We start from the raw sequence: 21,591 nt of genomic DNA on the forward strand, positions 1-21,591 counted from the left end.
TGCGAAAACAAGTGATGATGGTAAAGGCGATTGTACAACTACTGTTAACTTAGGTACACCAGTAACAAACGACAACTGTGAGGTAGCTTCTGTTACGAACGATGCACCTTCGGTATTCCCGATCGGAACAACAACCGTAACGTGGACCGTAGAAGATAAAGCCGGTTTAAAAGCAACAGCCACACAACAGGTAACAGTTAGAGATGATGAAGCACCAACGATCACATCACCTGCTGCTGTAAATGCCAAAACAAGTGATGATGGAACAGGCGATTGTACAACCACTGTTCGCTTAGGTACACCAGTAACAAACGACAACTGTGAAGTAGCTTCAGTTAAGAACAATGCTCCTGCTGTGTTCCCGATTGGAACAACAACCGTAACGTGGACCGTAGAAGATAAAGCTGGTTTAAAATCAACAGCCACACAACAGGTAACAGTAACAGATGATGAAGCACCAAAAATCACCAGCATTACATCCAACCCATCTTCTTTATGGCCTCCGAACCATAAAATGAAACTGGTAACTGTTAAAACCGAAAGCACAGATAATTGCGGTACACCTGCATGTAAAATCGTTGAAGTAATAAGCAATGAAGCGGATGAAGGAACAGGTGATGGAGATATGCCTGAAGATTCGAAAATTAGTTTAGATGGCCAATCTGTTGAGCTGCGTGCAGAACGATCAGGCACGGGTAGTGGAAGAAAATATGATATTATCGTTGAGTGTACAGATGCTTCGGGTAATAAAACAAGATCTCAAACCCTTGTAATGGTTGCCCATAACATCACAGCACCAATAAGTGGCGCTCCTTTCAAAATCGGCAGCACCGTCAACTTTGCTGGCACCTTCTGGGATGTACCTGGTACAAAACACACCGCCCGTTGGGTAATTGATAACAGCACCGTTACGGGAAGAGTAACAGCCGAACCAAGTGGTTTGAAAAACGGAACGGTTACAGGTAGTTACAAATTCAGTACAGCAGGCGTATACAAATTGAGAATGGAAATCATCGATCAAAACGGCAATATAAGCTATGCCAATACCAATGGCGACATGGATGCTATTGTAGTGATCTATGATCCAAATGGTGGTAATGCATTTGGTGGTGGTAAGTTTTATTCCGAACCAGGTGCTCAAACAGCTAACCCATCAGCCAAAGGAATGGTAAGCTATGGCTTCCAGAGCAACTACTTCAAAACAGCGACCTATCCAAAAGGTGAAACACAAATGGAGTTTAAAGTAGGCGACTTTGAATTCAATGCATTGAACTATGAGTACCTCGCCATCTCGGGAGCCAAAGCACAGTTCAGAGGAAGTGGCAAGGTCATCAATGGACAAAGTGGCGTCAGCTTTATTATGACGGTGATCGATGGTGCAATTGATGGAACCAATGCCGATAAGATCCGCATGAAAGTGTTTAACAAGAACACCGGTGAAGTGTACTACGATAACCAACTTGGTGCAAGTGATGATGCTGATCCAACAACGGTTGTAAAAACAGGCAGCACCATTAACATTGTAAATCCCGATGCATCAACCGGAGGCGGAGGCAGCACCGGCGGTGGTGGAGGCGGTAAACCAACCAAACGTGAAGGTGAAATTACAACCGAAACCTTCGAAGTCATCACCGCACCAAACCCAAGCGATAGTTACTTCACCTTAACCGTGAAGAGCAGTAACACAACCGATCGCATCTTGGTACGGGTAATGGATGAATTGGGCAGAGTGGTAGAGCAGAAAGAAAATGTGATGTCCGGTACTACCATTCGCTTTGGTGATCGATACATTCCCGGTATGTACTTTATTATGGTACAACAAGGGAAAAACAGCAAAGCAGTAAAATTGATACGTCGATAATTTTATTGGTTAAGTAAAGTGTGGCCGCCTGTTTCTACAGGCGGCCTTTTTGTTTGCTTACAGCTGTATTCATCAACAAACCTTCTGCCTTCATTTGTGTCCGTCTGCGGCCAACTCCCGCTTCACCATACTTACCACCTCTCTGAATTTGTCTCTGCTTCGTTCATGTTGCGGAACAATCTGTCGGTAAATAGTAGAAGCAATCTTCGAGGCATTCCCCATCTGATTTGCATAGCGCATCGTCTCCACAAACGCAGGATCCTGCTTCACCCGTTCCGCCGACAGACTGCTCTTCTTCCGTGCATAATACTTGCCGTCCATTTTGTAAAAGCAAATACCATGAACCGTTCCGATGATTTGTAATAACCCGATTTGTGTAGCCATACACACAAGATAAAAACTGAAAATCTTTGCAAAAAACCAAACGGCCATTTATGCCGCATTTATCACTTTTTGCCACAAAAGAGCGTTTAGAGCACGTTTGAACCAATCACGTATTACCAGGCAATGCCGGGATACAGGCACTTTACGCCCACCTTTAAGCCTATTAAAAGCGCTCAAATAGCCCGAACACTACCTGTCAACCGGCAGGCTTTGGCCTGCCCCATGCCTTACACATGTAACGATAGTCAACAGTAGTGCCGGTTGCTGATTAGCCATTTATCATGGCAGGATTACGGTCGCTCTGTTAAAACAATGCAAACAGTTTTATTCACTTGTGCATTTTTACAACCCACTGCATCCAAGTGAAAAATCAACGTTATGCAATCTTATCGCAAACCATTACTGGCTGCTGTAGTTATACTCGCAGCTGTGTTCATTGTGTCAGCATTTAAAGAACCAAAAAAACAAAGACAGGTAACAAAAGCTCCGGAAGAACAGGTGCAGCAGCTTCCGGCATCACAAACTCCATCTCCGCAACCGCACACTCTTCCTTCAAAACAAGAAACACCTCCTCCGCCAACAACCGATCAGAAAATACAGGTCGCCATTCTGCTCGATGTAAGTAACAGCATGGATGGACTCATCGATCAGGCCAAGGCACAACTCTGGACCATGGTGAATACACTCGGCCGTGTGCATTGTGAAAACAAAGCAAATCCGAAAATTGAAATTGCATTATACGAATACGGCACGCCACGAAATGATGTGCGTAACGGTTATATCAAACAGATCAATAATTTCATTACCGATCTTGATTCACTTTCGCAAAACCTGTTTGCATTAACGACCAATGGTGGTGATGAATATTGTGGCCATGTTATTTTCAAATCAATACAGCAATTGAAGTGGGATGCAAATCCCAATTCGTACAAAGTTGTTTTTATTGCAGGGAATGAAAGCTTCCGCCAGGGTAGCGTAAGTTTCACACAGGCTTGTACCGAGGCAAAAAGCAAAGGCGTGATCGTGAATACCATTTATTGCGGCGATCGTCAGCAGGGCATTCGTGAATACTGGAACCTGGTGGGTGAATGTGGTAACGGCAGTTTCAGCAACATCAACCAGGATCATAAGATCGAAGATATTGCCACACCTTATGACGATGAGATATTTAAACTCAATGAAAAATTAAATGGTACGTATATCACGTACGGTGCAAGAGGGCAGGAGTTTTATAGCAAGCAGGAACAAATGGATGTAGCCAACGCTGCCATGAGTAAAAAAGCAGCCATCAAACGTGCTGAAACAAAAAGTAATTCGAAAGTATATAACAATGCAGGTTGGGATCTGGTTGATCGTGCAGGAGAGAATGAAGCAGAAATTGAAAAGATCGATAAGAAAACATTGCCCGACAGTTTGCAGAATAAAACAACAGCCCAATTGAAAGTGATCGTGAATCAAAAGAAGAAAGAACGTGCTGCCATTCAAACAAAGATCATTGCATTGAATCAACAGCGTCAGCAATACATCAACGATCAGAAAAAAAATGGTGGCGGCACAACAGTGTCAACATTAGAAACAGAAGTGGAACGAATTATTGGCGAACAGGTGAAACGGTTCAGGATGTCGGTGAAGTAATTAATGAAACAATCATGTTGAATGAAGAATCAGGAGCAGACTAAAGCTGCATACTTGGTTCTTCATTCTTCATTTGTGCCTGCACTTTTCGTCCCTCCTTCACTATGATCGCAACGATCTCTTCAATGTCTTTCTTTGATGTACGGAAGTTGACGATACAACCCCGCAGGCAATATTTATTTCCAATAACAGCGTTGGATAAAAACACTTCACCGCCTTGTTGCAGATCGTTCAGCAACGCTTCGTTCAGTTTATTTAAATAGGTTGCGGTTACTTCACTGTAGTTCTCAAAATTCAACGGAACATAACGCAACGTAGTAATGCTCAGGTTTTGTGTTACTGCTTCCAGCTCGGGATGCTGATCAGCTAAATCAAAAAACAATTTCGATAATTGAATATCATCATCAATCATTTTGATATAACCACTGCGACCTACCTGTTGCAACATCATCCAGACTTTCAATGCACGGAAACCACGGGAGTTCTGTAAGCCATACTCATAAAAGTTTTGGGTAAGAGCTTCATCATTATTGCCGAAATTGTAATAAACAGGATGCGAACTGTAAGTATCGATCAAGTGATTGGGATCTTTTACTAACGTACAGCCTGCTTCCAACGGACTGTATAACCATTTATGCGGATCAAGTGCAATGGAATCCGCATCTTCAATGCCGGCAAATAATTCTTTTTGTTCAGGAATAACCGCAGCAGGTATACCATAAGCCCCATCAATATGAAACCACAGATCATACTTTTTGCAAATAGCAGCAATGCCTTTCAGATCATCCACAACACCGGTGCTCACATCGCCGGCAGTACCAACTACAAGGAATGGTTTCTTGCCATTCTGCAGATCAGCTTCAATGGTTTCGATCAGCACATCGTTGTTCATTTTGTTATTTGCATCCGTCTCAATCCAACGGATCGCATTCATACCATGACCAAATAACACCGCTGCTTTTTCGATCCATGTATGTGTTGTTTTTGGACAATACAATACCAGTTCAGCTCCGGCTTTTGCAAGACCTTCCGCTTTCAAATTCTTTGGTGCTTTGGCTGTTCTTGCTGCAAGGAATGCAGTGAAGTTGGCCATATTGCCACCACTCACCAACACACCACCATACGATGGAGAAACACCAATCAACTCCGCTAACCATCGTACAGTTTGCTTTTCAATAGCAGTGGCCATGGGGCTTAAAATGTTGGCGCCAACATTCGGATTCACAGTTGCTGCAAGTAAATCTGCCAATGCACCAATTGGCGCAGCAGACGAAGTGATATAACCCATGAATTTCGGATGACCATTGAGCAGTGAATGATTCATCATTAATTCGGTTGCCCTCTCAAGTAACGCAGAGGCATTTGTTCCTTGCTCAGGTAAAGAGGCAGTACCTAATAACTGTTGAATCTGTTGCGGTGTTTCGCCGGTGGTCACTGGTTTTTGATCAATGTTGCTGATGAAATCAGCAATGCTGTCAATTAATTTGTAGCCCATTTGTTTGAACTCTTCCTGGTTCATTTCAATGGCTGCTTCACGGTTAGTGGTCATGTATATTTTTTATTTGTGTCAAAAAACTGTTTCAGGATCGTTGCGGTTAGCTATTAACGTTTTACTGAGTGCGAATGGAAAGGAAGGGTCAAGTTAATTCATTTAGCAGAGTTTTACAACCGGGAAGAAGAAATTGTAATAAACAACAACGCCACTACATTTCTGCAGTGGCGTCATTAAGTACTTTTATCTTCTTATCTCGTTCTTACTTTGTTTCTTTCATCAATTCCTTCACCGCAACTTCTAATTGCTGGTCATTACCCATACTTACTTTTTCATTTTCCGGTTTCACTTTAATGTCAGGTTCTGTTTGTGCGTTCTCTAAATACTTACCATTGGAATCTTTACAACCAACAGTTGGTGCACCCCAACGGATACCGGTATCCATCAAACTTTCCCATGCAGCAAAACTACAAGTGCCGGGCACCGGCATACCAACCAGTTTGCCAATACCAACTTCCTTCACCATATAAGCATAACAATGTCCATCACTGTAATTGCCTTCATTTGCCAATGAAATACTTGGCTTGGTCCAGCGGAAGTTTGGTTCAAATCCATTGCTGCGTGTATCTGTTGCATAGTCCATAAACTTTTTACCGCTCAGGAACATCGCCAGATCTGCAACAAGATCACCACCACCGTTATTACGGGTGTCAACTACAATTCCTTTCTTCTGGAAATGTTTACCCATGATCTCTTCATACGTTGTACGGAACGCACCATCGTTCATACCGGGAATATGTACATAACCCAATGTGCCGTTGCTCATCTTATCAACTTCATCCGCATTGCGTTTTACCCAACGTGCATAAAGTAAACGGCTTTCTTCGCCGATGGTAACAGGCTTTACGATCAATTCTTTTTTCGTTGTGCCATCCACCAATACAAGCAATGTATTTTTTCCTGCTTTACGATTGAGGTATTGAGCAATGTCTTTATCAGGAGTGATCAATTCGCCATCGATCGACTCAATGATCATCCCTGCCTTTACATTCATGCCGGCTTTATCCAGCGGACCATCTTTGATCACTTCCAGTATCTTGATACCGTTGCTTTTGAAATTCACATCATAAAAAATACCGAGTGCAGCAGTAGCATCAGCAGTTGGATTGTTAGCACCACCGTATGCTGCACCGCTATGGCTCACATTCAATTCACCCAACAATTCACTCAGCAATTCACTCATTTCATAATTGTTGCCAATGCCTGGTAAATGTTTTTCATAGTCAGGTTTGTAACTGTCCCAATCAATGCCATGGAATGATTGTGTATAGAATGTATATTTTGTTCTGCGCCAAACATGATCAAATTGGTATTGACGTTCTTTCAATCCGTCAACGATCATTTCGCCATTGATGCTGATGCGGTCTTGCTTACCACTGTTGGGATCAATTTTTGCAAAGCCACCATCTGTATTCAGGAAAATACTTTTCTGCTCTTTATCCCACACCATATTTGCAAAACCTGCATTGAGCGGAACCAACATTTTTGTTTCTTTTGTGCGGAGATTAGTGGTCCACAAATTCATACCACGTTCAAAACGGGCAAGGTAATAAAGTGTTTCACCATCTTTGCTGATCAATGCATCACCCATGGCAGATGAATGGATCGTTAGTTTGGTTTTACGTTGTGTAAGTCCATCCCAATCGATCACCACTGAATCTTTTGCAGGCGTTTTCTTTTTTGTTGTATCGGCTTTTGCTTTTGTTTCTTCAGTTTCCTTTAATAACGCCGCATCTTCTTTGCTCAATTTAAAACGATCGAATGCATCCTGTGTAAAGAACAACGCATATGCATCACTTTGTGCGCCGCCGCTCATGGCTGCGCCACGCAAACCATCACGGTTGCTGAACCACAACATGGCTTTGCCACCATTGATCCACTTGGGACGGGAATCATTAAACCCACTTTCAGTAAGGTTTACAATTTTCTTACCGTCAGCACTTACCAAACCCACTTCACCTACAGCACTGCCCGGCATTGCATAATCAAACAACAACCATTTGCTGTCGGGGCTCCATTGGAAGTATTGATCGTTTTCTGTCCATGCAAAAAGATAATCACCATTTAAAATGGTACGACTTTGTTTTGATGCAAGATTGTAAATGCGTAATTGATTTCTGTTTTCAATAAACGCAATTTCTTTTCCATCAGGAGAATACACCGGTTGAGTATTGGTATTTTTATTTTCAAGCACCGCTGTTTCTTTCAAAATAGTAGACGCATAGAAATAAGGTTCTTCTTTACGTTCCATCCTGGTTTCATATACACTCCATTTGCCATCACGTTCGCTGCAATAGAGAATGCTTTTTCCATCGGGCGAAAAATTCACACTGTTTTCTGCTTCAGGTGTGTTGGTAATGCGTTTGGTAATGCCACCGTCAACGCTGGTTACAAATACTTCACCACGATACAGAAACGCAATTTCTTTTCCGTTGGGTGAAAGACTCATACCACTTCCCGTGCTTACACGAAATACCTGTTCTTTATTATTCCGTGCATCAGACAGAATGGTAATGTTTACTTTTTGTGCAGATGCGCCGGGCTTCATGGTATAAATTTCACCATCGTACCCATAGCTCAACAATCCGTCGTTACTACTTGTGAGAAAACGTACCGGATGTTTTTTATATGAAGTGAGTTTTTCTGATTTGCCACCGTTCAAATTCATCTTGTGAATGTTGTACGATCCGCTTTCTTCACTCAAATAATAAAAGCCACTTTCATCCGTGGTAAACACAGGACTTCTATCTTCACCGTTAAATGATGTGATTTGTTTGTGGGTATTAGATTTAAAATCATACAATACAATATCTCTTGTTACGGCAGATGTATGATGCTTGCGCCAGATATTTTCACCACCTACTTTATTTTGATAGATAAGTTTGCTGCCATCTTTGCTGAATCTTACATCTTCAGCGGGAGTTGTAAAGAGTTGCGATACACGTCCGCCATTAACAGAAACGCTGTATAGCTCCGTCATATAACCGGAAGGGTATTGGCGGTTTGTTGGAAGATCCATCCTTGTACCACCGAATACAACATTTTTGTTATCGTTGGTAAAGCTGTACGGATATTCTGCTGATGAATGATAAGTGAGGCGTTTTGCTTCACCACCTTCAACGGGAATCACATATACGTCGAAGTTGCCATAACGGTCGCTGGCAAACGCAATGCTTTTACCATCCTTGCTCCACACGGGCATAAAATCATGTGCTTCGTGCAGGGTTAATGCGGTGGCTGTACCGCCTGTTGAAGCTACTTTGTACAGATCGCCTTTGTACGTAAATACAATGGTTTTGCCATCGGGCGAAATAGAAGGATAACGAAGCCAGGTTGGAGACTGGGCAAATGAACTAAAGCTGAAGCCAAAAGCTATCAGCACAGACAGAATAATTTTCTTCATACATGAATTGTTGTGGAGCTTTAAAGATAAAGTGAAAACAAAACGGATAAAAAGAATTTGATGGATGGCATTACTGTGTTCATACGTGTATTTCTGTGGTCGCCTGTTTTTTCCACTGTGTCTTAACATATTCATCAGCTGTCAATCTTTCATCTTTCTTATTTTTGCCGCATGGTTAAACAGTTTTTCATTCTATCTCTTTCTTTTTTCATTTTTCTTTCTGCGGGGGCTCAACTTTTTCCGGATCAAAACTATCCAACTAATTATTTCCGGTATCCGTTAGCCATTCCCTTAAAACTAAATGCAAATTTTGGAGAGATGCGCCCCAACCATTTTCACATGGGGCTTGATCTGTTTACACTTCGCCGTGAAAACTTGCCCGTGTACGCACCTGCTGATGGATGGATATCAAAAGTAAAAGTAGATCCTAATGGTTTTGGCAATGCTATTTATGTAAGTCATCCGAATGGTTATACAACGTTGTACTGTCACATGAATACATTCCCTTCAAAAGTGTTGCAGGCAATGAAAGAAGGGCAGTATGCAAAACAAAGCTGGAAGGGGGATGTAGAGTTTGACAAAGATGAATTTCCTGTAAAGAAAAACGAACTGCTGGCGTACAGTGGCAACACCGGTGCTTCTGCAGGGCCACATGTGCATTATGAGATAAGGAGAACGGATGATGATGCCTGTTTAAATGCATTACTTTTTCATCGTGTACATGATGTAACGCCACCCGATATAACTAAACTTGCTGTTTACGATCGCACAAAAAGTACATACGAGCAAACACCAAGAACAATGATGTTGACACGTGCAGCCGGTGGATACAGTGTGGCAGGTGGTACCATTACAGTGAGCAGTGAAGCTGTTTCATTTGCGATTGTTGCAACCGACAGGATTACAGGTGTGCCGAATGCCAATGGTATTTTTGAAGCAGTGGTATATGTTGATGAAGAGCCGGTCAGTGGATTTCAGATTGATGGCATTGATTATTTGCAAACACGTTACCTCAATGCACACATCGATTATCGTATAAAAACAAATGGTGGTTCTTACTATCAACACTTGTCTCCATTGCCCGGTGATCGTTTGCCGATCTATTTTAAACAGGATGATGGGCTTATCCATTTGAATGATACTGCTACCCGCCAGGTAAAAATTGTTGTAAAAGATGCAAACAACAATGCATCGACACTTCGTTTTAAATTAAAACGAACGGCAGCAATATCGCCTGCTGCCAACATACAGAAAGACAGCAGATATATGCTGCCCAACCAGATCAATATATTTGAACAGGGTGATGTGCAAATGGTAAGCAGTGAAAAAAGTTTTTATGATGCCTTCCGTTTTGTGTACAATTATAAAACAAGTGCAACAGCTTATTCCAATATTCATGTGATGCATACACCGTTGATACCTGTGCATGATTCAATGATGTTTCGTATTAAACCAAACAAAGAAATTCCGGCAAGTGCACATAATCGTGTAGTAATGATCAGGAATGCAAGAGGTAAAACAGTTGTGGAGCGTGCTGCATTTGTAAAAGGTTGGTACGAAGCAAAGTCACGTGAGTTTGGAGAGTTTTGGCTGGAAGTGGATGAAGTGCCGCCAACCGTCGCTATTACAGGTGTTGCAGATGGAGGAACTGTTGGTAATGGTTCAACAATCACATGTACTGTTGCAGATAATAAAAAAACGATCTACAGTTTTCGTGCAGAGCTCGATGGAGAATGGTTGATGTTCAGTGGACTTGGTCCTGTATACCGTTACAGGGTTGATGAACATTGCCCTGTTGGTGAACATGAATTAAAAATAAGAGTTGAAGATGAAGCCGGCAATGTTACTGAACGTGTGATCAGGTTTACAAGAAAATAATCAGATCATCATTGGCGATCGAACAAATCAGGAACATTCGTGTTTCTATCCAAAAAAAGAGAATGGCAACAAAGAAGAAAGCAGTGACTAAGAAAGCAGCAGTAAAAGCACCGGCTAAAGCGGCGAAGAAAGAACCCTTCAAGAATTATGTAACGAAATTGAAAGTGGGCGATAAAGCTCCTGCGTTTAAAGGCGTTGACCAGGACGGTAAAAAAATATCCTCATCAGATTATAAAGGCAAAAAAATAATCCTGTATTTCTATCCACAGGATCTTACATCAAGCTGCACTGTGCAGGCCTGCAACCTGCGTGATAATTTTTCAGAACTGAAAAAACTGGGTTTCGAAATTATTGGCGTTAGCGAAGATTCCGTTGAAAAGCATAAACGCTTTGAAGTAAAAAACGATCTCCCTTTCCGTTTAATTGCCGACGTAGATCATGCAGTGATCAACGCCTACGATGTATGGGGCAAAAAACAATTCATGGGTAAAATATACGATGGATTGGTGCGTACAACATTTATAATTGATGAGAAAGGAATCATTGCCGGCGTTATCACCCGTGTATTGACAAAGACCCATACCGAACAAATTTTAAAAGTTATGGAGGAGGCAACCCTGTAACGCAATCTTTCGTTTGTTGAATAATCAGGGCTTTAACTTTTAAAAAAATTATTCAATATGAAATGGCTTATTGCTTGCACAATGCTGATAGCGTTATGCTTTGTTTATTCCTGTAAAAAATCCGGCGGCGATTCAACGGGTGGTGGTAATAATGGTGGAGGAGGTGGGGGTACTACCTACACTCCTAACTGCACAAGTGCTGCCATTCAATTTACCGCAAACGTATTGCCGATTATTCAGGCAAGTTGTACCGCAAGTGGTTGTCATAACGCAGGATCTGGTAATGGTCCGGGTGCATTAACAACTTATGCTGAGATCAGCGGTGCAAAAACACAGGTACGTGCTGCGGTGTTGAGTGGATCAATGCCAAAAAATGGCACCTTAACTGCCGCACAAAAGAATTCAATTATTTGCTGGATTGATGCTGGTGCTGCAAATAATTAACCGATCAGATTTGCTATTAAAAAGAGAGCCACACATTGTGCAGCTCTCTTTTTTATTTTGAAACAGCTTATTGTCCCTGCGCCAGGCTATACGCTTTCTTATCGCCCCACATATTCAGTAATTCAAATGAACAGATCTTAAAATTGCCGCTCATGCTTACATACAATCCAATAACATCCTGTTGATTCAACGGATAATCTTCAATACTTTCAAAACGTACGTTATATTGGTTAACGAGATTGGTGTAAACAGAACCAGTTGGCCAAACCTGTGTACCACGGTTGCTGATATTTACTAATTTAAACTTTACACCCGCATGACGCTGACATTTTTCAGCAATAGCAGTTGGTTGTTCATCACTTTCAATAAACAGATCAACACCTACAATGGTTTCTGCTTCGCCTTCTTTTGACACCATCATCGAATTGTATTCCAATTTCAATGGAGTAGGAGTGCCCGGTTTATTCGGAATAATTTCCCTTCCGCCACTTTGAGGTTTCTTACCAAAATTGTTGATGATAGCTTCAGCAAATTGCGTGGTGTTTACAGCAGGAATTGATTTGTCGCCAAAATCACCGGTATGAATTCCATTCTCCAGCGTGTACAGCAATGCATTTTCAATCAACCCTGCATTTTCTGTTAAACCAAGGTGACGAAGCATGGCCAAACCACTCAACAATAAAGCTGTTGGGTTTGCAATATTTTTTCCGGCAATATCCGGTGCTGTACCATGCACTGCTTCAAAAATGGAAATGTGATCACCAATATTTGCACTTGGTGCAAAACCTAAACCACCAACTAAACCGGCACAAAGATCACTCACAATATCACCTTGCAGATTGGTTAAAACCACCACATCAAACAGATCGGGTCGTGTAACCAATTTCATACACAAGTCATCTACAATAATATCATCTGCTTTCAATTCAGGATATTCTTTCGCTACTTCATGAAAACACTCAAGGAACAATCCATCGGTGATCTTCATGATGTTTGCTTTATGACCACAGGTAATGCGTTTTGCATTTTTCTGCCTTGCCATTTCAAACGCATATCGGATCACCTGCATACTTCCCGGGCGGGTAATAAACCGGCGGCTCAATGCCACATCATGTGTAAGCATATGTTCGATACCGCCATAAGTATCTTCAATATTTTCACGAACTACTGTAATGTCGATCGGAATCCCGGCTTTGCTGAATACTGTATCAACACCATGTAATGTTTGGAAATCACGTTTGTTGGCGTATGTATTCCATGTTTTGCGGGCCGTAACATTAATACTCTTTACACCTTTCCCTTTTGGTGTTTCCATCGGCCCTTTAAACAAAAGACCCAACGCCTCAATGGTTTGTTTGGCTTCAGGCGTCATGCCATTGTTGAAACCTTTATCAAACACCCATTTACCCATATCTACAAACTCATATTCCAACGGAACTTTGTTGGCATTGAAAATGGATAATACAGCTTCCATAATTTCCGGGCCTATTCCATCACCTTTAGCTACAGCAATTTTCATGATTCTTCAATTTTTTCGTGCGGCAAAGGTAACATCCGTTAGGGCTTATAAAGAAATGAACTTCTTAAAAAAATCAATAAATCTTGCTGAAACACAAAGTGAGAGGTACGAAGTACGATGTATGACTTTGAAACTTCCAAATTCGGAGTTGGTACATTTTTAAAGCAGCCATTCCACTTCGCCAAAATCAAAACATTCTTCCACGTCATTTCCGGTAATTAACTGGCCTGATTTGTTTACTCCCCTTATATTGGTTGACAGAATGCGGCTTTCTTTCTTTAACCGAACGGGTTGCTGCAGTTTATAGAGCTGGCGATTATAACTTTCAAAAATGCCTGCAAAGCCTTGTTGCTGCAGATGATCGCATTCTGTTAAAACTGCTTTTTGTATGTCCTGCGCCAGTTGCAGCACATCGGTATCCTTACCCGTTACCTGCTTGATGGAAACAGGATTTTTGAGTCCTTTGAATTTGGTTTGATTGACGTTGATGCCAATACCGATCACGGCCCATTGCCATTGCCTGCCACGAACAACGTTTTCAATAAGAATTCCCCCTGTCTTTCTGTCACGCCAGTAAAGATCGTTTGGCCACTTAATTTTTGTTTCATCGCCCAAAATTTTCTCTAATTCATCTCTAACAGCCAAAGCGGTAGTCGCCAGCAATTGAAAACTTTGGGTAAGAAGCAGTCCCGGTTTCACAATAATGGAGAAACTGAGGTTGGCGCCTGGCTCGGTTTCCCAAACTTTTCCTCTTTGTCCTTTTCCCTTGGTTTGGTGGGCGGTTAGTATGGTTAAACCATGCTGTGCCAGTCCTTCATGTATCAGTCCCATGGCATAGTTGTTGGTGCTGTCCACAGAAGGAAGCTCAATCCATAAGTTATCTGATTTTTTAGGAAGCATGGTTACTGAAGATTGACTAATTTTGGACAAATTAAAAAGTAAAAGGCTGCGATGAAACGTCGTTAGCAAAAAACAGATTTATTCATTAAACCACCAAGCGATTGAGTACTTTATCTCTCTTAAATAACCGGAGCAAGGATTCTAAAAGCACTACGGCACGCATTAACCGAAACAGCAAATTATTTAAAACGATCATTCGGGCCATCCAGGAAAAAAAGGGTGAAAACGTTATCAGCCTCGATTTGCGGAAGATACCCGAAGCCGTTTCTGATTTTTTCATCATCTGCGAAGCAGGCAGCACCACACAGGTAAAAGCAATTGCCGACCATGTTGAATACCTGGTGAAAGAAGAATGTGGCGAAGGTCCTTACCGTCATGAGGGGATGAATGCTTTGCAATGGGTGTTGGTGGATTATGTAAATGTGGTGGTGCATATTTTTCACCCCGAAACAAGAAAATTTTACCGGCTGGAGGAAATGTGGAGCGATGCTGCTGCTGCTGATCATGAATAACACGACATCAGCAAAAATTAACATTTACCACCCGAAACTTTTAGCCACTTATTTGTAATACTATCTGAAATCCCGAACGAAGGGAAAAAAACAACAAGATGAGTTTGAATCAAGGAAATAATCCAGACAGCAGCGGCGGTGATAAAAAAGATGGCCGTAAACCGTTTCGTTTTAATATTTACTGGCTCTATGCGTTAATAGCTGCCGTGTTGATCGGCTTTAACCTATACCGTGGAATTACACCCGATGCGATCCCCACTTCACAAGTTGTATTTGAAGACAGCATGCTTATGAAAGGCTATGTTGAGAAATACACCATTGTGAGAAACAAGGATGTTGTAAGGGTAACACTTAAAACAGAAGCAGCAAACGATCCGGCTATTTTAAAGATCGTTACAGCAAGAGAAGCAAAGGTGAAGATCGATAAAACCAAACCGCTCAACTTTGAATTTACAGTTGCAGATCATAAAGAGTTTGATAAACGTATTCAACAGATCATCACCACCAATACAGCTGTTACCGGTAAACCGATTGCCAGTTACAGTACCGATGAGAATTGGTTAAGTCCTCTTATCAGTTTACTCCTTCCCATTCTTGTATTGATAGGTCTTTGGGTTTTACTCATGCGTAAGATGAACAGCGGTGGCGGGGCTGGCCCCGGTGGTGGCGGTATTTTCAATATTGGCAAATCAAAAGCCCAGTTGTTTGAAAAAGGAACAAGAGTAAACGTAACCTTCCAGGATGTGGCTGGTTTAGATGAAGCAAAAGTGGAAGTGATGGAGATCGTTGATTTCCTGAAACAACCTAAAAAATACACAGCACTCGGTGGTAAAATTCCAAAAGGTGCATTGCTGGTAGGCCCTCCCGGTACCGGTAAAACATTGCTGGCAAAAGCCATGGCGGGTGAAGCACAGGTGCCTTTCTTCAGCATCAGTGGTTCCGATTTCGTGGAAATGTTTGTAGGTGTTGGTGCAAGCCGTGTGCGTGATTTGTTCAAACAGGCAAGAGAAAAAGCACCATGTATCATCTTTATTGATGAGATTGATGCTATTGGTCGTGCACGTGGTAGAAATGCCATTGTTAGTAACGACGAACGTGAAAATACATTGAACCAGTTGCTGGTGGAAATGGATGGATTTGGTGGCGATACAGGCATCATTATCCTTGCGGCAACCAACCGTCCTGATGTGTTGGATCCTGCATTGTTACGTCCCGGTCGTTTCGACAGACAAATCTCTATTGACCGTCCCGATGTAAAAGGTCGTGAGCAGATCTTTAAAGTGCATCTGAAACCAATCAAAATTTCTGAAACACTCGATATTCATAAACTGGCTGAACAAACACCGGGTTTTGCCGGTGCAGATATTGCCAACGTTTGTAACGAAGCGGCATTGATCGCTGCACGTAAAGGAAAAGCGGCTGTTGATATGAGCGATTTCCAGGATGCCATTGATCGTGTAATTGGTGGTTTGGAAAAGAAGAACAAACTCATCAGCCCCGAAGAAAAAGAGATCATTGCTTACCACGAAGCCGGTCATGCAATATGCGGTTGGTATTTAGAACATGCCTACCCGTTATTAAAAGTAACCATCGTTCCAAGAGGAACGGCTGCGCTGGGTTATGCGCAATACACACCAAAAGAACAGTATCTCTATAACATTGAACAGTTGAACGATCAGATCTGTATGACCCTTGGCGGCCGTGCAAGTGAAGATATATTCTTTGGTAAAATTTCAACAGGTGCAAGCAATGATCTGCAGCAGATCACACGTATTGCTTATTCAATGATCACTGTGTATGGTATGAATGATAAGTTGGGTAACATCAGCTACTATGATCCTAACCAGGAGCAAACATTCACCAAACCATACAGTGAGAAAACTGCAGAGATGATCGATAACGAAGTTCGTTTGCTCATCGATTCTGCATATTTACGCACGAAAGCATTACTCACTGAGAAAAAGGAAGATGTTGAAAAACTGGCGAAGGCACTATTGGAAAAAGAAGTGTTGTTCCAAAGTGATGTGGAAGCGTTGATCGGCAAGCGTCCGTTTGAACATAAGAAGTTGTTGGATGAAGATAATGTTCCGGTGATGCATGCCGCAAATGTTGACAAAGAAGGTCGTGACTTGAAAGAATCATTATAATCAGTATGAGCATTTCTCCCGCAAAGGAAAATATTCTGAAAAAAATAAGACAGGCACTGAGTCATCCGGTGCCTGTTCCTTTTCCCCATAGTGAAGGAAACAGCGGCGTATTTCAACCACCGGTTGATGATATGGCTGTACAGTTTGCCCAGGAGTTTACAAAACTGCAGGGCAGGTTTGCGTTTTGTGCCGATGAGCAGGATATGGCCGATCAACTCCTGCATTTGGCTGCCACACGAAAATGGGATAAAGTGGTTTGCAGAGAGCAGAAGCTGATCGACATATTTAAGCAGCAAAAATTAGCGATCAACTTTCACAATAATCTGGCCGATTCAGATGTGAGTCTAACTACTTGCGAATTATTGGTGAGTCGCACGGGCACAATGGTATTGAGCACAGCTAATGAAAGTGGACGTACTACAAGTGTGTATGCACCTATTCATGTTTGCATTGCTTACAGCAGCCAGTTAGTGTATGATCTCAAAGATGCATTGCTTGCACTTCGTGAAAAGTACAATGGTCAGTTGCCGTCCTTCATCAGTTTTGCAACCGGCCCCAGCCGTACTGCTGATATTGAAAAAACTTTGGTGGTGGGTGTGCATGGTCCCAAGGAAGTGTATGTGTTTTTGATCGATGGATAGAGTTTCAGAAATTGGTAATTTGATAGTTGGAATTTAGATTTTCTTTTTTGTCTTTTCTTCTCTTGTGCCTTGCACCTTGTTCCTTGATTCTTTATTCTTGGTTTTTGTTATTTGAACATTGGATTTTCATTCCTTGTGCCTTCCACTTTGTATCTTTAAGGCATGAATAATGCCATACAATTAATATTTGTTTACGGAAGTTTACGCAGAGGTTTTCACGGCCCTGCTTTTCAATATATCGCTCCTTATTTCAAACATCTTGCGGATGGAAAAGTAAAAGGTAAGTTGTACGATCTGGGTGAATATCCCGCCGCATTACCAACTACAGATGATCACTTTATTATTGGCGAACTGTACGAAGCCAATTCACCCGATGAATTCGACTGGGCCATCAGCCAGTTAGATGATTATGAAGGAGTGCATCCCGAAGAAGGCGAAGTGCAGTTATACGAACGGGCACTCACAACGGTGTATACCGATAATGGCGAGTTTACTGCATGGATCTACTGGTATAAGTGCGATGTAACAGATAAGCCAGTTATTGAAAGTGGCGATGTGCTGGAATACATGCGGCAAAAAGCAAAATAGCAACGGTGTTCCCCAGCTTCTTTATATTTGTTTGATGCAACTTCCTCCCGGTAAAAAAATATATTTTCTTTCCGATTTTCATTTGGGGGCACCCAACTATGAACAGAGTCTTGTTCGTGAAAAAAAGATCGTTCAGTTTTTAGATGAAATAAAACACAATGCTGCGGTGGTTTTTATTGTGGGGGATATGTTTGATTTCTGGTACGAATATCGCACCGTGGTTCCCAAAGGTTATGTACGATTACTGGGAAAGCTGGCCGAGCTTACTGATGCAGGAATTCCGATTCACTTCTTTGTGGGCAATCATGATATGTGGATGAACGATTATTTGCAGAAAGAGCTGAATATCCCCGTGTATCATGAACCAAAAGAATTTGAATTTGCCGGCAAAACATTCTTCATTGGTCATGGTGATGGATTAGGGCCCGGCGATCATGGTTATAAATTGCTGAAGAAAGTATTCCGTAACCCTGTTTGCAAATGGCTGTTTGGTATTTTGCCGCCATACGTTGGTGTTGGCTTGGCGAATTATCTCAGTAGAAGGAGCCGTGCACAAACAGGTGCAACCGAAGAAAAGTTCTTAGGCGAAGACAATGAATGGCTGATTGTTTATTGCAAGGAGGTACTCCAACAAAAAAAGTTTGATTTTTTTGTGTTTGGGCATAGACACTTGCCCATTGATTTTCGTCTGACTGATGAAAGCCGTTATATAAACCTCGGCGACTGGATACGTTATTTCAGTTATGCATCGTTTGATGGTGAACAACTTGAATTGAGTTATTACAAAAAATGAGACTTATACTTTCCATAGCCTGTTTCCTGTTTGCAAGCTTCTGCGTTGCACAGGAAGCTGTGTTTACAGAAGTTAAAACGGTGGAAGGTGACTATATAGATTTTAGTATTGATAATCTCGGCAACTATTACCTGCTTTCAAAAAACAACCAGCTCAAGAAACTGAATGCAAATGGCGATTCAATGGGTGTGTTTAATGATGTGCGCAGGTATGGCAAACTTTATTCCATTGATGCAACCAATCCGTTGAAAGTATTGCTTTATTATAAAAGCTTTGCAACGGTAGTTGTGCTGGATCGTTTTTTAAACAGCGTTAATACCATTGATTTGCGCAAGCAAGACATTTTCCAGGCAAAAGCAATTGCACAGAGTTATGATAACAATATTTGGGTGTATGATGAACAGGTAAGCAAACTCAAAAAAATTGGTGAAGATGGAAAGGTGCTGAGTGAGACAGTTGATTTCCGTATCATCTTTGATGAAGTGCCCAACCCCACACATATCTTCGACCAGGATGGTTTTGTGTATCTCTACGATCCGGAGAAAGGGATTTATGTATTTGATATTTACGGTTCATTTAAAAACAAGATTTCTTATAAAGGATTGACTGATCTTGCCATATTTGGCAAAACAATTGTTGGCATTGAAGGCCAGCAATTACTGGCTTATACCACCGGAACACTTACCGAAAAGAAATTAACTCTGCCTGATTTCTTAAAGGTGAGGGACAAAGCAGTGATCAGGCCAGGCCATTTTTACCTCCTGCAGAATGGTTCTGTTCTGCATTACACATTTTAGCCGCAAGTAAATCTGCTGAACATTATTTTTGCATATGCCTGAATTTTTGCAAACACTTGTATTCGATAACCCGCTCATCCGTTATTTATGGATCGCCGGTATTCTGCTGGCCATGTTTTTGCTCAAAGGAATTGTATCAAAATTCTTATGTGGGCTCTTGTATGGTTTTTTCCCCGGTGCAAAAAAATATGTAACACGTGATCAGTTTATTGCGTTGGTGTTGATACCTATGGAATGGTTCGTGGTATGGATGGTAGTTATTTTCTCGTTTCATAAACTCAACTTTCCATCAGTACTTGATGTGGAGTTGTATAAGATCACCTCAAAAGAAATCATTGAAGCAACCGGCAAAGCAATCCTTGTTGTTTTCTTCATACGACTGTTACGCAGGTTCATTGATTTTATTGCACTGGTGTTTAAAGCAAAAGCCGATCAAACACCCGACCAAAGCGATAATCAACTGGTGGTTTTCTTCCGGGATTTTTTTAAAGTAGTTGCCATTATTATTGGCATCATCATGTTTTCGAAGTTTGTATTCAACTTCGATATTTCAAGTCTTATTACCGGGCTTAGTATTGTTACTGCAGCTGTTGCACTTGCCACAAGAGAAAGTCTTGAAAACCTCATCGCATCATTCATCATCTTTTTTGATAAGCCGTTTACCCTGGGCGATCTTGTAAAAGTTGAAGGTGTAACAGGTACTGTTGAAAAGATAGGGTTGCGGAGCACACGTATCAGAACAGAGCAGAAGACCTTCTTAACAATGCCGAATAAAAAAATGGTGGATAGTATTCTTGATAATCTTACACTGCGAACACAGCGTAAAGCTGAGATCCGTCTTGAATTACATGTAAGAACTACTGCCAAGCAAATCGATGAGTTGATCGCTAAAATTGAAATGCTGTTACAACAACAGGAAGAAATTGTAAGCAGTACAGTTGTATTGAATGATGTTGGTTCAAAATCAATTATTATTCATGTCGATTATTTTACGCAAACTATAGAGTTTGCACGTTTCCAGGAGATCAAGCAAACCATCAACCTGAATATCCTTCGTATGATGGAAGGACTTGGTATTGAGCTGGCAGGTAACCAACCTTAATTATTCTCTCCCCACATTCAGTGATGTTTTTCACATGATCGGCGATTGTGTATGGCTTTGCATTGATTCATCTTTGCACTGTTATTAAACAATTATCATCAAAAAAAATGAAAAGCATTATGAAACGGTTTTTTTTAACAGCGATAACAGTTTTGTTATTAGCTGTTCAGTTAAACGCAGGTGGCAGCGAGAATGCTACCAACGAAATAAGATCAACATTTCAGCGCTACTTTGGCGAAGAAACAAAAGCAACATGGTCAAAGAAAGATGGCATTTACACAGCGAGCTTTAAAAAAGGCGATACTGATATGCATGCTTTCTTTGATGAAGAGAATAACTATCTCGGTGTCGGACAGTACTTCCATCCAAAAAACACACCCGCAGGAATTCTTCGTCAGATCGAGCAGCGCTTTCCCGGCAGCATTATTTACCAGGCATATGAATACAATCCTGCTGGCGGTGGAATCATTTACGGTTTCCTCATCAGTGATGGTCAGAAATCACGTAAGCTGAAAGTAGACATGAATGGGGAGTTCACAGTTATGCAAAAAAGCAGAAAGTAATTTCTAACGTTAAATGGAAAACAACTTACCGAAAGCATTTGAATAAATCTTTAGCAGCTGGTTTCAGAGTTGGTTTTACGTGGTCCCCTCTTTACGAGGGGATTTTTTATCACCACATTTGGGGATTGCAGGAAAACTGAATTAAGATGAACTTTGACCTGTTCTTTTATGACTTTACATTCAGCCAACCTATTTTTCGAATAAATGAGCAATTTGGTTTTTATTGCCGGCGATTCTGTTGCCGGCTTT

At 41.5% G+C, this 21,591-nt stretch carries 18 protein-coding genes; 13 read left to right on the forward strand and 5 right to left on the reverse strand.

Features of this window, described 5'->3' with window-relative positions:
* The coding region (locus VK159_RS10960; protein ID WP_324230180.1) for an HYR domain-containing protein at nucleotides 1-1,861 on the forward strand (1,861 nt) is incomplete at its 5' end.
* Between the two features lie 90 nt (nucleotides 1,862-1,951).
* Here VK159_RS10960 and VK159_RS10965 read toward each other — a convergent pair.
* A complete protein-coding gene (locus tag VK159_RS10965; protein WP_324230181.1) occupies nucleotides 1,952-2,245 on the reverse strand; it encodes a hypothetical protein in 294 nt (97 codons plus the stop codon).
* Nucleotides 2,246-2,623: 378 nt separating this feature from the next.
* On the opposite strand from VK159_RS10965, the gene VK159_RS10970 reads away from it, so the two are divergent.
* On the forward strand, nucleotides 2,624-3,880 hold the full coding sequence (locus VK159_RS10970) for a vWA domain-containing protein (protein WP_324230182.1): 1,257 nt from the start codon (nucleotides 2,624-2,626) through the stop codon (nucleotides 3,878-3,880).
* Between the two features lie 40 nt (nucleotides 3,881-3,920).
* Here VK159_RS10970 and VK159_RS10975 read toward each other — a convergent pair whose 3' ends face one another.
* On the reverse strand, nucleotides 3,921-5,429 hold the full coding sequence (locus VK159_RS10975; protein WP_324230183.1) for an aspartate aminotransferase family protein: 1,509 nt from the start codon (nucleotides 5,427-5,429) through the stop codon (nucleotides 3,921-3,923).
* Nucleotides 5,430-5,634: 205 nt separating this feature from the next.
* The gene (locus tag VK159_RS10980) at nucleotides 5,635-8,835 is read right to left on the reverse strand and encodes a S41 family peptidase (protein WP_324230184.1); all 3,201 of its coding nucleotides are present in this window, start codon (nucleotides 8,833-8,835) and stop codon (nucleotides 5,635-5,637) included.
* Nucleotides 8,836-9,006: 171 nt separating this feature from the next.
* On the opposite strand from VK159_RS10980, the gene VK159_RS10985 reads away from it, so the two are divergent.
* From VK159_RS10985 to VK159_RS10995, 3 genes are all read left to right on the forward strand, one after another.
* Entirely contained in the window at nucleotides 9,007-10,713 is a 1,707-nt protein-coding gene (locus VK159_RS10985) for a peptidoglycan DD-metalloendopeptidase family protein (protein WP_324230185.1), read from the forward strand.
* A 62-nt stretch (nucleotides 10,714-10,775) separates the two neighbouring features.
* Entirely contained in the window at nucleotides 10,776-11,336 is a 561-nt protein-coding gene (gene bcp, locus VK159_RS10990; RefSeq protein WP_324230186.1) for a thioredoxin-dependent thiol peroxidase, read from the forward strand.
* Between the two features lie 57 nt (nucleotides 11,337-11,393).
* Nucleotides 11,394-11,780 carry a hypothetical protein gene (locus tag VK159_RS10995; RefSeq protein ID WP_324230187.1) on the forward strand — a complete coding sequence of 129 codons (387 nt, stop codon included), beginning with the start codon at nucleotides 11,394-11,396 and terminating at the stop codon, nucleotides 11,778-11,780.
* A gap of 67 nt (nucleotides 11,781-11,847) precedes the next feature.
* Here the strand turns inward: VK159_RS10995 and VK159_RS11000 are convergent, their stop codons facing one another.
* Both VK159_RS11000 and VK159_RS11005 read right to left on the reverse strand, forming a co-directional pair.
* On the reverse strand, nucleotides 11,848-13,299 hold the full coding sequence (locus VK159_RS11000; protein ID WP_324230188.1) for an NADP-dependent isocitrate dehydrogenase: 1,452 nt from the start codon (nucleotides 13,297-13,299) through the stop codon (nucleotides 11,848-11,850).
* Nucleotides 13,300-13,458: 159 nt separating this feature from the next.
* Nucleotides 13,459-14,199, reverse strand: coding sequence for a biotin--[acetyl-CoA-carboxylase] ligase (locus VK159_RS11005; protein ID WP_324230189.1), 741 nt, complete (start codon nucleotides 14,197-14,199; stop codon nucleotides 13,459-13,461).
* 101 nt (nucleotides 14,200-14,300) lie between these two features.
* Between VK159_RS11005 and rsfS the strand changes: the two genes are divergently transcribed.
* From rsfS to VK159_RS11045, 8 genes are all read left to right on the forward strand, one after another.
* On the forward strand, nucleotides 14,301-14,711 hold the full coding sequence (rsfS, locus tag VK159_RS11010) for a ribosome silencing factor (protein WP_324230190.1): 411 nt from the start codon (nucleotides 14,301-14,303) through the stop codon (nucleotides 14,709-14,711).
* Nucleotides 14,712-14,809: 98 nt separating this feature from the next.
* Entirely contained in the window at nucleotides 14,810-16,858 is a 2,049-nt protein-coding gene (ftsH, locus tag VK159_RS11015; RefSeq protein ID WP_324230191.1) for an ATP-dependent zinc metalloprotease FtsH, read from the forward strand.
* Between the two features lie 5 nt (nucleotides 16,859-16,863).
* Nucleotides 16,864-17,499: a LutC/YkgG family protein gene (locus tag VK159_RS11020; RefSeq protein ID WP_324230192.1), complete on the forward strand. Its 636-nt coding sequence runs from the start codon at nucleotides 16,864-16,866 to the stop codon at nucleotides 17,497-17,499.
* A gap of 162 nt (nucleotides 17,500-17,661) precedes the next feature.
* A complete protein-coding gene (locus VK159_RS11025; protein WP_324230193.1) occupies nucleotides 17,662-18,087 on the forward strand; it encodes a gamma-glutamylcyclotransferase family protein in 426 nt (141 codons plus the stop codon).
* A gap of 34 nt (nucleotides 18,088-18,121) precedes the next feature.
* Complete coding sequence (locus tag VK159_RS11030; protein ID WP_324230194.1) at nucleotides 18,122-18,880, forward strand: UDP-2,3-diacylglucosamine diphosphatase; 759 nt, start codon at nucleotides 18,122-18,124, stop codon at nucleotides 18,878-18,880.
* Nucleotides 18,877-19,677, forward strand: coding sequence for a hypothetical protein (locus VK159_RS11035; protein ID WP_324230195.1), 801 nt, complete (start codon nucleotides 18,877-18,879; stop codon nucleotides 19,675-19,677). The genes VK159_RS11030 and VK159_RS11035 overlap by 4 nt, the downstream gene beginning before the upstream one ends.
* A 34-nt stretch (nucleotides 19,678-19,711) precedes the next feature.
* Nucleotides 19,712-20,779: a mechanosensitive ion channel family protein gene (locus tag VK159_RS11040; protein WP_324230196.1), complete on the forward strand. Its 1,068-nt coding sequence runs from the start codon at nucleotides 19,712-19,714 to the stop codon at nucleotides 20,777-20,779.
* A gap of 119 nt (nucleotides 20,780-20,898) precedes the next feature.
* Nucleotides 20,899-21,342, forward strand: coding sequence for a hypothetical protein (locus tag VK159_RS11045; RefSeq protein WP_324230197.1), 444 nt, complete (start codon nucleotides 20,899-20,901; stop codon nucleotides 21,340-21,342).
* Nucleotides 21,343-21,591: the final 249 nt, after the last annotated feature.

Source organism: Lacibacter sp., assembly GCF_035299325.1.
Classification (GTDB): domain Bacteria; phylum Bacteroidota; class Bacteroidia; order Chitinophagales; family Chitinophagaceae; genus Lacibacter.

What these genes read in the sequence shown, in the direction of transcription:
- VK159_RS10995 (WP_324230187.1), top strand. Translation starts at nt 11,394, where the DNA reads ATGAAATGGCTTATTGCTTGCACAATGCTGATAGCGTTATGCTTTGTT.
- VK159_RS11035 (WP_324230195.1), top strand. Translation starts at nt 18,877, where the DNA reads ATGAGACTTATACTTTCCATAGCCTGTTTCCTGTTTGCAAGCTTCTGC.
- VK159_RS11005 (WP_324230189.1), bottom strand. Translation starts at nt 14,199, where the DNA reads ATGCTTCCTAAAAAATCAGATAACTTATGGATTGAGCTTCCTTCTGTG.
- VK159_RS11020 (WP_324230192.1), top strand. Translation starts at nt 16,864, where the DNA reads ATGAGCATTTCTCCCGCAAAGGAAAATATTCTGAAAAAAATAAGACAG.
- VK159_RS11000 (WP_324230188.1), bottom strand. Translation starts at nt 13,299, where the DNA reads ATGAAAATTGCTGTAGCTAAAGGTGATGGAATAGGCCCGGAAATTATG.
- VK159_RS11040 (WP_324230196.1), top strand. Translation starts at nt 19,712, where the DNA reads ATGCCTGAATTTTTGCAAACACTTGTATTCGATAACCCGCTCATCCGT.
- VK159_RS10985 (WP_324230185.1), top strand. Translation starts at nt 9,007, where the DNA reads ATGGTTAAACAGTTTTTCATTCTATCTCTTTCTTTTTTCATTTTTCTT.
- VK159_RS10975 (WP_324230183.1), bottom strand. Translation starts at nt 5,429, where the DNA reads ATGACCACTAACCGTGAAGCAGCCATTGAAATGAACCAGGAAGAGTTC.
- ftsH (WP_324230191.1), top strand. Translation starts at nt 14,810, where the DNA reads ATGAGTTTGAATCAAGGAAATAATCCAGACAGCAGCGGCGGTGATAAA.
- VK159_RS11045 (WP_324230197.1), top strand. Translation starts at nt 20,899, where the DNA reads ATGAAACGGTTTTTTTTAACAGCGATAACAGTTTTGTTATTAGCTGTT.
- VK159_RS11025 (WP_324230193.1), top strand. Translation starts at nt 17,662, where the DNA reads ATGAATAATGCCATACAATTAATATTTGTTTACGGAAGTTTACGCAGA.
- VK159_RS10980 (WP_324230184.1), bottom strand. Translation starts at nt 8,835, where the DNA reads ATGAAGAAAATTATTCTGTCTGTGCTGATAGCTTTTGGCTTCAGCTTT.
- VK159_RS11030 (WP_324230194.1), top strand. Translation starts at nt 18,122, where the DNA reads ATGCAACTTCCTCCCGGTAAAAAAATATATTTTCTTTCCGATTTTCAT.
- bcp (WP_324230186.1), top strand. Translation starts at nt 10,776, where the DNA reads ATGGCAACAAAGAAGAAAGCAGTGACTAAGAAAGCAGCAGTAAAAGCA.
- VK159_RS10970 (WP_324230182.1), top strand. Translation starts at nt 2,624, where the DNA reads ATGCAATCTTATCGCAAACCATTACTGGCTGCTGTAGTTATACTCGCA.
- VK159_RS10965 (WP_324230181.1), bottom strand. Translation starts at nt 2,245, where the DNA reads ATGGCTACACAAATCGGGTTATTACAAATCATCGGAACGGTTCATGGT.